Source organism: Lacinutrix sp. C3R15, assembly GCF_018860825.1.
Lineage (GTDB): Bacteria > Bacteroidota > Bacteroidia > Flavobacteriales > Flavobacteriaceae > Oceanihabitans.
Genome location: NZ_JAHKPZ010000012.1, coordinates 238,451 through 253,929, shown reverse-complemented (window position 1 = coordinate 253,929; position 15,479 = coordinate 238,451). Strand labels below are relative to the sequence as shown.

Genomic DNA, 15,479 nt, shown 5'->3' with positions numbered 1-15,479 from the left:
AAATAGCATGATAATAGATTTAAGAAGTGATACGGTTACCAAACCAACAAAAGGAATGTTAAACGCCATGATGAAAGCATCAGTAGGTGATGATGTGTATAAAGAAGACCCTACTGTTAATGCTTTAGAACAACGTATTGCAGAAATGTTTGGCAAACCAAAAGCATTGTTTTTTCCTACAGGTACTATGGCAAACCAAACTGCTATTAAATTGCATACAAATCCTGGCGATCAAGTGATTTGCGATAAGTATGCGCATATTTTTAATTATGAAGGAGGTGGAGCTAGTTTTAATAGTGGTGTGTCTTGTAAGTTAATTAATGGGGATAGAGGAATGTTTACAGCGCAAAATGTGATAGATAGTATTAACCCTCCAGAATTTTATCATAGTCCTTTAACTAAATTGGTTGAAATAGAAAATACTACCAATAAAGGAGGAGGAGCTTGCTGGAATTTTAATGAGCTTCAACAAATTAAAGAAGTATGTACAACTAATAGATTAGGTTTTCATTTAGATGGAGCAAGATTATGGAATGCTTTAGTTGCTAAAAAAGAAAACACTGAACAATATGGAAACGTATTTGATACCATTTCAGTTTGTTTAAGTAAAGGATTGGGTTGCCCAATAGGTTCTGTGTTATTAGGAGATGAAGCCATTATGGAAGGTGCAATGCGAATTAGAAAAATTTTTGGAGGAGCTATGCGGCAAGTTGGCTATTTGGCAGCAGCAGGAATATATGCTTTAGATAATCATATACAAAGGTTAGAAGAAGACCATATAAAAGCCAAAGAACTAGCTTATATTTTAAATAAAACTTCTTATGTAAAAAAGGTTGAGCCTGTAGAAACAAATATAGTAATATTTGAGCTAGAGGAAGATGTAGATTCTAATGTGTTTATTTCTAATTTAGAAAATCAAGGTGTCTTACTTGTAGGAATGGGAGATAATAAACTAAGATTAGTTACACACTTAGATTACACAAGTAGTATGCATGCTACTGTTATAAATTTATTTCAAAAGCGCTAGTTTTTATGTGTTGTAAATCAATAGTTTAGGTGTGTTTTTCAAGGTTTCATCGGCTAAATACGTAGTTTGTCGAAATGTTAAAGAGTTCACAATTTTTTATCTAATAAAAGTTTGATAAGTTTTAATTTTGTTTGAAATTAGTGACTATTAGTTAGTTAGTAGTTTCTAAAGATTACATAATTAAATTAATATTTTAACCATTAAATTATATAAAAATGAAAAAAGCCTTACTAACAATCTTATCTTTTGTTGCCTGCCTTACTGCAGTTGCACAAGATTTACCAACAAATCCGGAGCCAGGGAAATGTTATGTTCGATGCGTGACACCAGATGTTTGGGTAAATCAAGATGTAACTATACAAGTATCTCCAGCATACAAAAAATTAAGTACAGTACCCTCAACTTATACTACTGTTACTGAAGAAGTAGTAGTAGCAAATGCAAGTCAAAGATTAGAAGTTGTTCCAGCAGTATATGAAACACAATCCTTTGAAGTAGTTGTACAAGAAGCATCTCAACGTTTAGAAAAAATACCTTCTAGAACAGAAACAGTAACAGAAACAGTGGTTACTAAAGAAGCATCTCAACGTTTAGAAATAGTACCTGCTGTTTATGAAACACAGACTTTTGAAGTAGTAACACAACAAGCTAGTCAAAAATTAGAAATGATTCCTGCTGTTTATGAAAATCAAGACGTTACAGTTGTAACTCAAGAAGCTTCACAACGTTTAGAAGTAATACCAGCAGAATATGGTTCTGAAACTAGAACTTATAAAAAGAGAGAATATGGTACTTCTTTAAAAATAGTTCCTGCAAGTTTCTCTTCTAACTATCAAGTTATTGAAGTGAAGCCAGCAACTGCTAAATGGGAAATGAGTGATACACCAGCAGCTGAGTGTGCATCTAGTGATCCTAATGACTGTAGATACTGGTGTTATAAGAGTGTTCCTGCTCAAAACATTACAATAAATACTACAGAATTATCAGCTGATGCTTCTTTTATTAGAACTCCAGATTGTGATACATCTTCATCTAGTGATGGTTGTGGTATGGCAACATATACAGTAAAAACAGTTGTTAAACCTGCTACTACTAGAGTAATTGATATTCCTGCTGTAACTACAAATGTTAAGAAAACAGTAATGGTAACTCCTCCAACAACACGAGTTATTGAAATCCCTCAAAAAGTTAAAACAATGGAAAGAGTTGTAATGGTAACACCTCCTACAACTAGAGTTATTCAAATTCCAGAAGAAACAAAAACAGTTACAAAAACGGTTATTATTCCTGAAACAACAAAAGTAGTTTCTATTCCTGCAGTAACTAAAACAATGAAGCGTACTGTAATGGTAACACCTCCAACTACAAGAGCTATAGATATTCCTCAAGAAACAGCTACTTTAAAGAAAACAGTTTTAGCTGAAGATTCTAAAGTTGTAGAAACTATTGTTCCTGCAATTACAAAAACAGTATCTAAAGAAGTTTTACAAACAAAAGGAGGTTTAACTAGTTGGAAAGAAGTAGATTGTAAATTAGTAGAATATAATGATCTTAACATTAACTGGAACTTAGGTTCAGCTACATTAACTCCTGCTGCTAAAGCTGAAATTGATGCAAAATTATTACCTGCTATTGCTGGTGGTGTTTCTGTAGAAATTGCTTCGCATACAGATTCTAGAGGTTCTAAAGCTAGTAATCTTTCTTTATCACAAAGAAGAGCGCAAGCTGTAACTAACTACCTAATCTCTAAAGGAATCAATTCTTCAAGAATTGTGTCTAATGGATATGGTGAAACTAGATTATTAAATAGATGTGCAGATGGTGTTTCTTGTACAGAAAGAGAACACTTAGCAAACAGAAGAACACAGTTTAGAGTAATTAGCCAAGAATAATTACCTTATTTTATATGATTAAAAAGGAAGCCAATTGGCTTCCTTTTTTTTGTTTCCTATTTTTTGGTTTTATTGTTTTTTATATCATTGATATATAATTTCTTACAAAAATAAAAACGATGAAATGCAAATATTTACGTTAAAATACATGTTTTTCTTTTTTTTATAAACTTTTAGTTATAAGTTAGCATAAATAATAGTTAATGTGCTGTTTATTAGTGTTACAAAGTCAATATGTATACGCTACTTAGTATTAACGAAACTAAAACCTAGATTATGAAACGCCTACTTATTTTTTTAATGCTTTCAGCATTTGCTTTCTCGTTACATGCACAAAGTGTAAAATCAGAATTACCAAAGCCAAATAAACAACAAGGTTTAAAAACAGATGGTATAGTTCAACCATACCTTAGTGATTTCTTAGAGTTGTGTAAAAAGTATGATATTGATTTTCATGAAAAGCTATTTAAGTTAAAAGAGATTGCTGTAGTAGATTCACTTCAAGTAAATACTAAAGGAGGTACCCTTGGTTTGCTTGTTAGAGATGAAAATAAAGAAGTAGAAAAAATTATATTTAGCTGGATGACACTTTTAGATAAGGAAATTTTAAAAGTAGTTGCTTTTCATGAGTTTGGCCATTATTTTTTAGGGTACAAACACACTTGTGGTGACTGTAATGTAATCATGGCAGAAGTAAACTCTAGTTATTTTGATATTGTTAAAGACTGGGAGTCTCAGGTAGAAAAATTGTTTTTAGAATCGCCAGAATACAACAAAAATAAAAACGTAAATTATTATGTAGAAAATTAAAAAAAGGAGCTAATTGGCTCCCTTTTTTTATATAGGTTTATTTAAACATATCCATTCCAGGAATGTTAGGCATTCCGTCTTTAGCAACGGCTCCAACTTCCGTTTCATGTACTTGTGTAGCTTTTGCAATAGCTTTATTTAATGTAAGTATTAAATAATCTTCAAGCTGTTCTTTGTCTTCTAATAGTTCGTCATCAATAGTAATAGATTTAATTTCTCTATTAGCAGTTAAAGTAACTTTTAACTTACTATCATGACTTTGCTCATCTACTAAAACAGTATCTAGCCGCTTTTTAGTTTCTTCTACTTTTTTTTGGGTTTCTTTAATCTTACCCATCATTCCCATAAGGTCTCCAAACATAATTTTATTATTTAAAATTGTAAATTAAATCCTGACAATTTTTGTCAAAATTAATATATAGTATTATTGTCTTTATTCCGATAAACCGGAAATCTAAAACATTTATTTTTTTTAAAATAAATGTTTCCTGCAAAACTATTTAAATTTTATACTTTTGAAAAATAATTTTAGAATTTATAATTTCCTTTGAAAAAGATAATAAATCCTCCAAAAGCTAAACAAATTCCCGAAAAGCTTTTAGCACATAAAGACCTAAGAATAGATAATTATTTTTGGCTTAAAAATAGAGAAGACCAAGATGTTTTAGATTATTTAAACGCAGAAAACAAGTACACCAAAGAAGTTTTAGCTCATACAGAACCTTTTCAAGAAACTCTTTTTCATGAAATGAAGGCAAGAATTAAAGAAGATGATACTTCTGTGCCATATAAACTAAATGGTTATTGGTATATAACTAAATTTGAAAAAGGAAAAGATTACCCAATTTATACACGTAAAAAGGAAACATTAGATGCTCCTGAAGAATTGTTGTTTGACTGTAACCAAATGGCAAAAGAATTTAATTACTTTAAAATAGGAGGAATTGCCATAAGTCCAGATAATACTATGGCTGCTTTTTCTACAGATACAGTAAGTAGAAGACAATACAATATAAAGATTAAAAATTTAGTTACTGGCCAGATCTATACCGAAGAAATAAAAAATACTACAGGTGGTATTACTTGGGCAAATGATAATAAAACCCTGTTTTACACAAGAAAAGACGAAGTAACACTGCGTTCTTACAAAGTTTTTAAACATAAATTACACACAAAAGTAGAAGAAGATATTGAAGTTTTTCATGAAAAAGATGAAACATTCAACACCTTTGTATATAAAACAAAATCTAAAAAATATCTGGTTATAGGTTCTTCAAGTACTTTAACATCAGAGTATCAAATATTAAATGCAGATAATCCAGACGGAAATTTTAAAGTCTTTCAAAAAAGAGAAAGAGAGCTAGATTACGCCATAGCACATTATAAAGATAGTTTTTTCATTATTTCTAATAAAGATAAAGCGGTAAACTTTAAGCTTCAAAAAACTTCTGAAACGCAAACCGAAAAAGAATATTGGCAAGATGTTATACCACACAGAAAAGATGTTTTATTAGAAGATATTGAGATATTTAAAGACTATTTAGTGGTTAGCGAAAGGGAAAACGGACTAAATAAAATTAGAATAATAAGTTGGAATGGGGAAGAAGATTATTTTTTACCATTTGACAATGAAACATACACAGCAAATACAGGAAATAACCCAGATTTTGATAGTGACGTTTTAAGATATAGCTATAATTCACTTACTACACCAAGCTCTGTAATAGATTATAATTTTAAAACTAAAACGAAAGAAATAAAAAAAGTACAAGAAGTTTTAGGAGGCACTTTTAATGAAGAAAACTACACCTCAAAACGTATTTGGGCTACAGCTAGAGATGGTGTTAAAATTCCTATTTCGTTAGTATATAAAAAAGGAATACAGTTAAATGGTGAAAATCCGTTACTGCAATACGCCTATGGTTCTTACGGTTCAACGATTGATCCTTATTTTTCAACCATTAGATTAAGTTTATTAGATAGAGGATTTATTTTTGCAATAGCACATATACGAGGAGGAGAATATTTAGGAAGAGATTGGTATGAAACAGGAAAACTAAAACAAAAGAAAAATACGTTTTATGATTTTATAGACTGTTCTAAATTTTTAATTGAAGAAAATTATACTTCAAGCAAACATTTATATGCTAATGGAGGATCTGCAGGAGGCTTGTTAATGGGTGTAATTGCTAATTTAAACCCAGAATTATATAATGGCATATTAGCAGCAGTTCCATTTGTAGACGTTGTTACTACAATGTTAGATGATACCATTCCTTTAACAACCGGAGAATATGATGAATGGGGAAACCCTAATGAAAAAGATTTTTACGAATATATGCTTTCCTATTCGCCTTATGATAATGTTGTAAAGCAAAAATACCCTAATATGTTAATTACAACAGGTTTACACGATTCTCAAGTGCAATATTGGGAACCAGCTAAATGGGTTGCAAAGCTAAGAGAACTTAAGAAAGACAATAATAAACTACTGTTACATATAGACATGGAGTCGGGTCATGGAGGTGCTTCTGGAAGATTTGAAACCTTAAAAGAAGTGGCTTTAGAATACGCATTTTTATTAGATTTAGAAGGAATTCATGAATAATAAAAATTTTTACGTATTTTTGCTCAGTTTATGTTACTTCTTGTAACAGAATAAAACGTATTTATGGCACAAAAAAATCAAGTATTTGATAACGTTTTAGATTTAGTAGGTAATACACCTTTAATTAAACTAAATACTATTACAGCTCCTTTTAAAGGTGAATTTTACGCAAAAGTAGAAGCTTTTAATCCAGGACACTCATCTAAAGACAGAGTAGCATTATATATAATAGAACAAGCGGAAAGGCAGGGGATTTTAAAACCTGGAGATACCATTATAGAAACCACTTCTGGTAATACAGGATTTAGTATTGCAATGGTTAGTATCATTAAAGGCTACGATTGTATTTTAGCAGTAAGCTCAAAATCATCAGCAGATAAAATTAGCATGCTAAAAACAATGGGAGCAAAGGTATATGTTTGTCCTGCGCATGTAAGAGCAGATGATCCTAGGTCTTATTATGAAGTAGCAAAACGTTTACATAACGAAATAAAAGGTTCTGTATACATTAACCAATATTTTAACCAGTTAAATATAGACGCACATTATAATTCTACTGGTCCAGAAATATGGGAACAAACCGAAGGAAAAATTACACATTTAGTAGCTTGTAGTGGTACAGGAGGAACAATTTCTGGTACTGCTAGATACTTAAAAGAGCAAAACCCTAATGTAAAAGTAATAGGAGTAGATGCTTTTGGATCTGTAATTAAAAAATATCATGAAACTAGAGAGTTTGATGAAAAAGAAATTTATCCTTACCGAATAGAAGGTTTAGGTAAAAACTTAATACCTACTGCAACAGATTTTGATGCAATTGATACTTTTGTTAAAGTTACAGATGAAGAAAGTGCACACTCAGCAAGACACGTTGCAAAAACCGAAGGTTTATTTGTAGGATATACTTCTGGAGCAGCAATGCAAGCCGTTAAACAATTAGAAGAAGCAGGAGAATTTGATAAAAATTCAAAAGTGGTTATTATCTTTCCAGATCATGGTTCACGATATATGAGCAAAATATATAGTGATAAATGGATGACAGACCAAGGCTTTTTTGATAGTATAAACGAAGTAGAAGCTGAAAGTATTCAGTACATAAAATAATAAAATGCACACAATTAAGATAGAAAGTTTCCGAAAAGAAACTTTCTGTCTTTTGTAGTTAATAATAGTATATAAAAATATTGTGTTTAGTTCGTAGAAATAATTAGTTTTGTGTAACTAAACTAAGATTGATAGCAGATGAAAGATTTATTTGAAAAAATTTACAAAGATAAAGGTCCGTTAGGGAAATGGGCTGAGCAAGCAGAAGGTTACTTTGTTTTTCCTAAACTAGAAGGAGTGATTTCTAACAGAATGAAGTTTCAAGGAAAAGAAGTAGTTACTTGGAGCATTAATGATTATCTAGGTTTAGCAAATAACCCAGAAGTACGTAAGGTAGATGCGCAAGCAGCAGCAGATTATGGTTCTGCTTACCCAATGGGAGCGCGAATGATGTCTGGTCATACAGATTTACACGAGCAATTGCAAAATGAGTTAGCAGCATTTGTTAATAAAGAAGCTGCTTATTTATTAAATTTTGGTTACCAAGGTATGGTTTCAACCATAGATGCTTTAGTAGCTAAAGATGATATTATTGTTTATGATGTAGATGCGCATGCATGTATTATTGATGGTGTACGTTTACACATGGGAAAACGTTTTACTTACAAACACAACAATATTGAAAGTTTAGAAAAAAACTTAGAGAGAGCTACCAAAATGGCTGAGCAAACAGGAGGAGGAATTCTTGTTATTTCTGAAGGAGTTTTTGGTATGCGTGGTGAACAAGGTAGACTTAAAGAAATAGTTGCACTTAAAAAGAAATTTAATTTCCGTTTGTTTGTAGATGATGCTCATGGTTTTGGTACACTTGGTAAAACAGGTGCAGGAACAGGAGAAGAGCAAGGTGTACAAGATGATATAGATGTTTATTTTGCAACTTTTGCAAAATCTATGGCAAGTACAGGAGCTTTTATTGCTGCAGATCAAGAGATTATAGATTATTTAAAATATAATTTACGTTCTCAAATGTTTGCTAAATCTTTACAAATGCAATTAGTAGTTGGTGCTTTAAAGCGTTTAGATATGCTACGTACCATGCCAGAACTAAAACAAAATCTTTGGAAAATTGTTAATGCATTACAATCAGGATTAAAAGAACGTGGTTTTGATATAGGTACAACGCAAAGTTGTGTAACTCCTGTTTATTTAAACGGAAGCATACCTGAAGCAATGGCTTTAGTTAAAGATTTAAGAGAAAATTATGGTATTTTCTGTTCTATAGTAGTGTATCCTGTAATACCAAAAGGATTAATATTATTACGTATGATTCCTACTGCAACACATACTTTAGAAGATGTTACAGAAACACTAGATGCTTTTGATGCCATTAGAGAACGTTTAACTAACGGAACTTACAAACGTATGTCTGCTGCTTTAATGAAAGCAATGGGTGAATAATAAATACGTACAGTATATATATTAAAAAAGGTTGCATGTTTTATGCAACCTTTTTTGTTTGTACCACTATTTTATTGTTTTCTAAATCTGTGGTAAAAAATAAATATATATCTCCACCATCTTTAATTTTGTGCTTTTTTCTTATTTGCTCCACACTTTCCGGAAAATTACGTGTTGCAATATTTGCTTTTGTGTAGCCTTCTTTTTTTAATATTTTTTTATTGTAAGGCACTATTTTTTCAATTTTAAAAACCCTACCAGGAAAATCTATAAAAGTATCTTTTGTGTATAAATGGGAGTGTTGGTGCAGTTTTAAAACTTGTAATTTGTTAGCTATGGTATGAAAAGCACCAGATTTCATTATAGCAGCATTGGGCTCGTATAAATAGGTAAGAGGTGTGCTATAATTACTTATAGAACTACTTTCTTCGTTTAATTGAAAAGCAAACGTTTCGGTTGTATTTTTTTTAAGATTACAGGTTTCTATAGTTACAGGTTTGCTGTATCCTTTTTTTAAGGTCCATAGTAGTTCTTTTACTTCGTTATTAACAGCTACTATGTGTATTGATTTTACGTATTGTAATTCGCTTAAACCAATGCTTATATCTAATAATGGAGACGTTTTTATTAAAATGTTATTGGTTTTATTAAACAATAATTCTAAGTGTGCTGGTACATTAGGTAAACAATCTTTTAAAAAGAAAACCTTGCCTTTACTGTCATGTCTTCTAGAAGGATCAATATAAATCCAGTCAAAAGCAGAATCAGAATTTTTTAAATATTCTAAACCATCTTGCGCAATGGTTGTTATGTTATTCGCTTTTAGTTGTTTGTAGTTGTGAGTAACTATTTGTGACAGCTGTTTATTAATTTCGCAATGTGTGACTTGTTTAAAGTGTTTTGAAAAATAGTAGTCATCTACACCAAATCCTCCTGTAATATCTATAATACTGTTACCTTGTATTAAGCTAGCTTTGTATTTAGCAGTAGTTTCAGAAGATGTTTGCTCGATGTTTAGTTTGTTTGGGTAGTATATTGCTTCTGTAGTAAACCATGTATGAAGCTTTGTTTTACAGCGTTTTTTAGCTTCTAACTGCTCAATAACTTCTTTAGCTTCAACCGTAGAAAAAGCAATTCCTTTTAATAATAAAGAAGCAATGTTAGCATCTAAATTACTATTTATAAACTCTTGAATTTTAGTATGTAAAATATTTATATTCAAAAACTATAAATCTTTAGTAAGCTTTTTTACTATTTTATTTTCAGATAAAAACTCTTTTAATATCACTTTAATTACAGTGTAAGCAGGAACAGCAATAATAAGACCAATAATGCCAAATAATATTCCAGCTATTAATATAATTAAGAATATTTCTAATGGATGCGATTTTACACTTTTAGAGAATATAATGGGTTGACTACCAAAATTATCAATAAGTTGGCCAATTAAAAAGACTACTAAAACCCAAAATGTTTTTGGCAAAACAACATCTCTAAAACTTTCGCCTAGAGTACTTGTCATGGTTAATGTTAACATTAAAAAACCACCAATTAATGGGCCAACATAAGGAATTAAGTTTAGTAATGCACACATAAACGCTATTACAAAGGCGTTTTCTACACCAATTATCATTAAACCAATGGTGTAAATAATAAAGAGGATTAAAATTTGAAAAATTAAACCAATAAAATATCTGGATAGTAAATCTTTAATTTTTACTGTAGAATTTTTCCAACGAGATTCATTTCTATCTGGAATAAAAGTCATAATACCGTTTTCAAAAAGCTTACTGTCTTTTAAAAAGAAAAACGAAATAAATAAAACCGAAAATAACCCAATACTAAAACTTCCTAAGCCACTAATTAAAGAGTTTAAAAAATTAGGGATTAATGAATAATCTACTTTAGAGAGTAGGTTAGACTCTTTAAAAGATTGTTCTACGTCAATATTATTTATTTGAAAATACGCAATGGTTTGTTTGTATAACTCTTCTATATTATTTTGTAATTGGTTAATATCTAAAAGAGATAAGTTATGTCCTTGCTCTATTATTAAAGGAATAAATAAACGTACTAACCCTAAAATAACACCAATTAAAAGTAGCATGGTTACTATAACAGCAAAGGTGTTTTTAAACTTTAATCTATCTCTTAAAAATAATATGATAGGTCTGCCAATTAAAGAAATTACCGAAGCAATTGCTATGTAAACAATTACAGATTGTATTTTATATAAAAAAAATAATATTAAAAAGACACCTAGTATAATAGTTATTGCCTTTAAAATACCGTTTGATATTTGGTTTGAAGTCATATGGTAAATATATAAATTCTTACTAAAGCAGGAATTACATTCGTATAATTTTATTGTAGTTTATACTTTGTTTGTTAGAAAATTAGCGCAACTGCTTGGTCATTTCATATAGCGCAATTGTAGTTGCCTGCACCACATTCATACTGCTGTTTTGGCCAAACATTTCTATATGAATTACAGCATCACATAGAGTTAAAATATCTTGAGAAACACCAAAATTCTCATCACCTATTATAAGAGCAATTGGTTTTTCTTTAATTAACGTATAGCAGTCTATAGGTGTGCTGTTACTTGTAATTTCTAACGCTACTATTTGGTACCCTTGTTTTTGGTATTGTAAAACAATTTCTGAAGCATTTTCTTTTACTTCAAAAGGAACTACTTTTTCGGTAGCACGCGAGGTTTTAGTCATTTTTCTTCCTAAAGGAATATGTGTACCACAAAACACCATTTTTTCTACTCCAAAAGCATCTGCAGTTCTAAACAAACTTCCAATATTAGGTGCATTGGTAACGTTTTCGCAAATAATATGTATAGGAAAATTACGTTTGCTAAAGTTGGTGTTGTAGTGTGTGAGTTGCATTGGGTTTTTTAAATAGAATTTAAGCGAATATATTATAAATTAAATATCTTTTTCTTTTTCAACATTATTAAACCAAAAACAGGACCTAAAGCTAAAATGGCAAAAATACTATTAGATGTTGTTAAAGTCAACATTTTTGTAAGTATTTGAATACTAATTATGGTTATTGCAAACCCTATACAATTAACTATTGTTAGTGCAGTACCTTTTATTTCTGGAGCTGCATTTTGTGCAACAAGTGTAGATAGTAGCGGAGAATCTGCAATAACCACAATTCCCCAAAAAATAAGAAACGCTATAAATACATTAGCATTGGCAATTGTAAATAATACTGGAGAAATTAAACAGCATATACAAGATAAGAGTAGCGCTATAAAAGCGATCTTTTTTGTGCCTTTATTTTGTGCAATATAACCAGAAAACACACATGCTAAGCCACCAATACCTATAATAAAGAAAGATAACATAGGTATATTTAATAGTGTTTGAGAGTGTGTTTCACTATATTTTATAAGTAGCATAGGTACAAAGGTCCAAAAGGCATACAATTCCCACATGTGACCAAAATAACCAAAAGCCACAGCACGGAATTCACTATTTTTAAATACACCTAAAAAAACGGAGAAATCTGTTTTTAGAATTGGTTTTCGGTAAGGACCATTAGGAACAAAAAAGAACATTAAAAGACCTCCTAAAAGTGCGAGCGATGAAGTGGCAAGGATTACAGATTTCCATAAAAAAGTGTGCGACATATCTTTTAATAAATGCGGAAAAGCAGTACCTAAAACCAATGCACCAACTAAAAAACCCAGAGATTTACCAAGTCCTTGATTATAATAATCTGCAGCTATTTTCATACCAACAGGATAGATTCCTGCAAGAAAAAAACCCGTAAAAAAACGAAGCGTAAGCAGGCTGCTTAAGTTGTTAGCACTGTGTATTATGCCTAAATTAAAAAGAGCACCAAGTATAGCGCTAATAAAAAATACTTTTGAAGGTGAAAAGCGATCTGCTATAGTTAAAATAGCAAAAAGAAGTGTACCTATAATAAAACCAAACTGTACAGCAGATGTTAAATGACCTAAAGTATTTGCGTTAAGATTAAAATTTAAAATTAAATCGTTTATTACGCTATTTCCAGCAAACCACAGCGAAGTACAGCAAAACTGTGAAATTACAATTATAGGAAGAATAAACTTAGGTGGTTTCATGTATTGTATTTCATCTGTTGGTCGTGTTTAATATACTCAAATAACAGATGTATAGATTAAAATAAAACGACATATAATGTTGTTGTTTTATTTTCCAATAAATTTAAACACTTTTGTTTATGGTTTCGTTGCTTATTTAAGTAACTAATGAAGTACATACAAACCTAATATAATATTCAGCAGGAATATTAGTAAATAAATTATATAAGGTTATTGTGCGTTCGGGTTTATTCAGAATCAACTATTTGCCAATTAACATCTCCTAAATCTATTTTCTTATGCATCTCAAATTCTAGACTAGATATTCCTGGAAAATATTCAGATACAATAAAGCGAAAACCAGTTAATGTTGCTTCATCTATATTTGATTTTGAACAATTTTCAATTTCGTTTTTAATCGTTAAGTATTGTTTATCGCTTAATGTTATTTCAATTTTTTTCATTTTTAGATTTTATTTAGAACGTAATTTATATGCCAAACTAATCGTTCATATGAACCATTATCTAATGCTCTTTGACCAGTTAACATGCTAGTGAAAAAAACAGGTATTCCGTTTAAATTTGAATTGTTAATTATGGTATATGTTCCTAATTCATTATCGAAATTAAAATCGAATCCGATGGATATTTTGTCTTCTTTACCTTTTAAAAAGTCCCTTGCTTTTGTGTTAGAAACAATTATTACTTTAGGTTTTGAATTTATGAGAATTTTTTCAGCAATTTTCAATTGTTCACTAATAAATTCAATACCGTTTTTTTCTTTTTTTAGTTTCTCTATGAAATGTTGCTTAGTTTCTCTGTGAAACAATAAATCGATATGAGACCAATTTATTTTGTTGTTTGAATATTCTTCGTATTTTTCATTTATTCTGTTTGTTATATCTACAAACTTTTTAAAATAAGGATATTGTTTACCATTTATTTCGTTTTTACCTTCTTGATTTAAATTAATAAAATAACTCTCGTTTTTTTCATTTTTAGCACCTTCTTTATATGAAGGGTTTATCCCGATGAATAATAAAGAATTTTTAATAACTTCATCGTGGATTCCATAACCTCTTTTTATTACTTCAATTTCTGAAAACTTAGGGTTATTCCAAATATTTTCAATTTCCTCTTTAAATTCATTTTTTATACTAAGAATATTATTCATAATTATTTAATTTATTTAGAAATATCAATAAGTTTCTTTTATTCAGCTAAATGTTTTCCGTTTGCTTTGTTTTTTTAATTTTTGTTTATTTGCTAAGCTGTCACACAACGTGTTTGTGTAACAAAAGAGCAACGATCTTTATTTAAGCACTAAGCCGTAATTATTTTTATACGGTGTTGTGCATAGTATTTTTCTATTTCATTTTCAGTTTTCTTGAGTTTGTCAAAAGTCCACTCTCCAATTCGGTGTTGTTTTAATATTATTTGAGAGTTCTTGTCTTTAATTTCCAACTTTAGGTAAAGATTATTTTTTCCACTTGGAATTAATTCAGTTTTAATTTCCGCATTATTAAATTTCTTGGAATTGTGTTTTCCGTTTTTTTGCCATTTTAGTTCTGTTATTGTTTCTGATATTATTATTGAATACAGATATACTGTTGGACTAAAAATAAACTGTGTTACTAAAATCAGGATAAATAAAATTACAACTATCTTTAAAGGTAGAGTGTAATTCCCATTCAAATTTGGTGTTATAAAAACAAAAAGTATAAATGCTAAAAGGAGAATCGATAAAATTGAAAAAATCGATTTTAGAATAAATGTGTTGAAATTGTGAGGCTCAATTTCTAATTTTAATTCTTTTGGCATAGTGTTTTAGTCAGTTTTGATATGTAATAAAATCATAATTTCAAGTAATTAAATTGTTCTTGATTAGTGGTTTTTCATATTATGCACAACTAATTACTAAACGCATATTTAATAATATTAGCTCCCATTTGTAAAGCTTTTTCTTTTACATCTGCAGGATCATTATGTACAGCAGGATCTTCCCAACCATCTCCTAAATCGCTTTCAACGGTAAAGAGTAATACTAGTCTGTTTTCATGAAACAAGCCAAAGGCTTGTGGCCTTTTACCATCATGTTCATGAATTTTTGGTAAGCCTTTAGGAAAAGAGTATGCAGTATTAAAAATTTCATGATTTGCAGGAAGTTCTATCAGTTCTTGGTTTGGAAAAACTTTTTTTAATTCTTTAACAATGTATGGCTGCATACCATAATTATCATCTATGTGTAAAAAACCGCCAGAAATTAAATAATTATGTAAATTATCTACTTCTGCTTCACTAAAAAAAACGTTTCCATGACCTGTCATGTGTAAAAAAGGAAACTGAAAAATATCTAAACTACCAACTTCAACCGTTTCTGGTTTTGCTGTAATTTTTGTATTTATATTGTTGTTGCAAAATGTTATTAAATTTGGCAATGCAGTAGGATTACTGTACCAATCGCCACCTCCTTTATATTTTAAAATGGCTATTTCTTGAGAGAATAAGAAAAAAGTAAAAAGAGTAAAGAGAAAAGATAGGTATATTTTCATA

15 protein-coding genes are annotated in these 15,479 nt (G+C 29.9%); 6 read left to right on the top strand and 9 right to left on the bottom strand.

Features of this window, described 5'->3' with window-relative positions; genetic code table 11:
- The first annotated feature begins 7 nt into the window (after nt 1–7).
- From KO494_RS04075 to KO494_RS04065, 3 genes are all read left to right on the top strand, one after another.
- Nucleotides 8–1,027: a low specificity L-threonine aldolase gene (locus tag KO494_RS04075; RefSeq protein ID WP_215966324.1), complete on the top strand. Its 1,020-nt coding sequence runs from the start codon at nt 8–10 to the stop codon at nt 1,025–1,027.
- Between the two features lie 215 nt (nt 1,028–1,242).
- Nucleotides 1,243–2,919, top strand: coding sequence for an OmpA family protein (locus KO494_RS16095; protein ID WP_215966323.1), 1,677 nt, complete (start codon nt 1,243–1,245; stop codon nt 2,917–2,919).
- A 276-nt stretch (nt 2,920–3,195) separates the two neighbouring features.
- Complete coding sequence (locus tag KO494_RS04065; RefSeq protein ID WP_215966322.1) at nt 3,196–3,729, top strand: hypothetical protein; 534 nt, start codon at nt 3,196–3,198, stop codon at nt 3,727–3,729.
- Between the two features lie 37 nt (nt 3,730–3,766).
- Here KO494_RS04065 and KO494_RS04060 read toward each other — a convergent pair whose 3' ends face one another.
- Nucleotides 3,767–4,090: a YbaB/EbfC family nucleoid-associated protein gene (locus KO494_RS04060; RefSeq protein ID WP_215966321.1), complete on the bottom strand. Its 324-nt coding sequence runs from the start codon at nt 4,088–4,090 to the stop codon at nt 3,767–3,769.
- Nucleotides 4,091–4,276: 186 nt separating this feature from the next.
- Here KO494_RS04060 and KO494_RS04055 point away from each other — a divergent pair, with 186 nt between their 5' ends.
- From KO494_RS04055 to KO494_RS04045, 3 genes are all read left to right on the top strand, one after another.
- A complete protein-coding gene (locus KO494_RS04055) occupies nt 4,277–6,337 on the top strand; it encodes a S9 family peptidase (RefSeq protein ID WP_215966320.1) in 2,061 nt (686 codons plus the stop codon).
- A gap of 63 nt (nt 6,338–6,400) precedes the next feature.
- Nucleotides 6,401–7,441: a PLP-dependent cysteine synthase family protein gene (locus KO494_RS04050; RefSeq protein ID WP_215966319.1), complete on the top strand. Its 1,041-nt coding sequence runs from the start codon at nt 6,401–6,403 to the stop codon at nt 7,439–7,441.
- Between the two features lie 138 nt (nt 7,442–7,579).
- Complete coding sequence (locus tag KO494_RS04045) at nt 7,580–8,839, top strand: aminotransferase class I/II-fold pyridoxal phosphate-dependent enzyme (RefSeq protein WP_215966318.1); 1,260 nt, start codon at nt 7,580–7,582, stop codon at nt 8,837–8,839.
- 40 nt (nt 8,840–8,879) lie between these two features.
- Here KO494_RS04045 and KO494_RS04040 read toward each other — a convergent pair whose 3' ends face one another.
- The 8 genes from KO494_RS04040 to KO494_RS04005 all read right to left on the bottom strand — a co-directional run bounded on the left by KO494_RS04040 (nt 8,880) and on the right by KO494_RS04005 (nt 15,478).
- A complete protein-coding gene (locus KO494_RS04040; protein WP_215966317.1) occupies nt 8,880–10,061 on the bottom strand; it encodes a class I SAM-dependent methyltransferase in 1,182 nt (393 codons plus the stop codon).
- Nucleotides 10,062–10,064: 3 nt separating this feature from the next.
- Nucleotides 10,065–11,153 (bottom strand): AI-2E family transporter, encoded by a 1,089-nt coding sequence (locus tag KO494_RS04035; protein WP_215966316.1) that lies wholly within the window; start codon nt 11,151–11,153, stop codon nt 10,065–10,067.
- An 82-nt stretch (nt 11,154–11,235) separates the two neighbouring features.
- Nucleotides 11,236–11,736 carry a TrmH family RNA methyltransferase gene (locus tag KO494_RS04030; RefSeq protein WP_215966315.1) on the bottom strand — a complete coding sequence of 167 codons (501 nt, stop codon included), beginning with the start codon at nt 11,734–11,736 and terminating at the stop codon, nt 11,236–11,238.
- 32 nt (nt 11,737–11,768) lie between these two features.
- Nucleotides 11,769–12,947 carry a nitrate/nitrite transporter gene (locus KO494_RS04025; RefSeq protein WP_215966314.1) on the bottom strand — a complete coding sequence of 393 codons (1,179 nt, stop codon included), beginning with the start codon at nt 12,945–12,947 and terminating at the stop codon, nt 11,769–11,771.
- A 227-nt stretch (nt 12,948–13,174) separates the two neighbouring features.
- Nucleotides 13,175–13,390: a hypothetical protein gene (locus KO494_RS04020; protein ID WP_215966313.1), complete on the bottom strand. Its 216-nt coding sequence runs from the start codon at nt 13,388–13,390 to the stop codon at nt 13,175–13,177.
- 2 nt (nt 13,391–13,392) lie between these two features.
- Nucleotides 13,393–14,100 carry a hypothetical protein gene (locus tag KO494_RS04015; RefSeq protein WP_215966312.1) on the bottom strand — a complete coding sequence of 236 codons (708 nt, stop codon included), beginning with the start codon at nt 14,098–14,100 and terminating at the stop codon, nt 13,393–13,395.
- A 149-nt stretch (nt 14,101–14,249) separates the two neighbouring features.
- Nucleotides 14,250–14,747, bottom strand: coding sequence for a hypothetical protein (locus KO494_RS04010; protein WP_215966311.1), 498 nt, complete (start codon nt 14,745–14,747; stop codon nt 14,250–14,252).
- A gap of 89 nt (nt 14,748–14,836) precedes the next feature.
- Nucleotides 14,837–15,478 (bottom strand): DUF4159 domain-containing protein, encoded by a 642-nt coding sequence (locus KO494_RS04005; RefSeq protein ID WP_215966310.1) that lies wholly within the window; start codon nt 15,476–15,478, stop codon nt 14,837–14,839.
- Between the last annotated feature and the right edge of the window lies 1 nt (nt 15,479).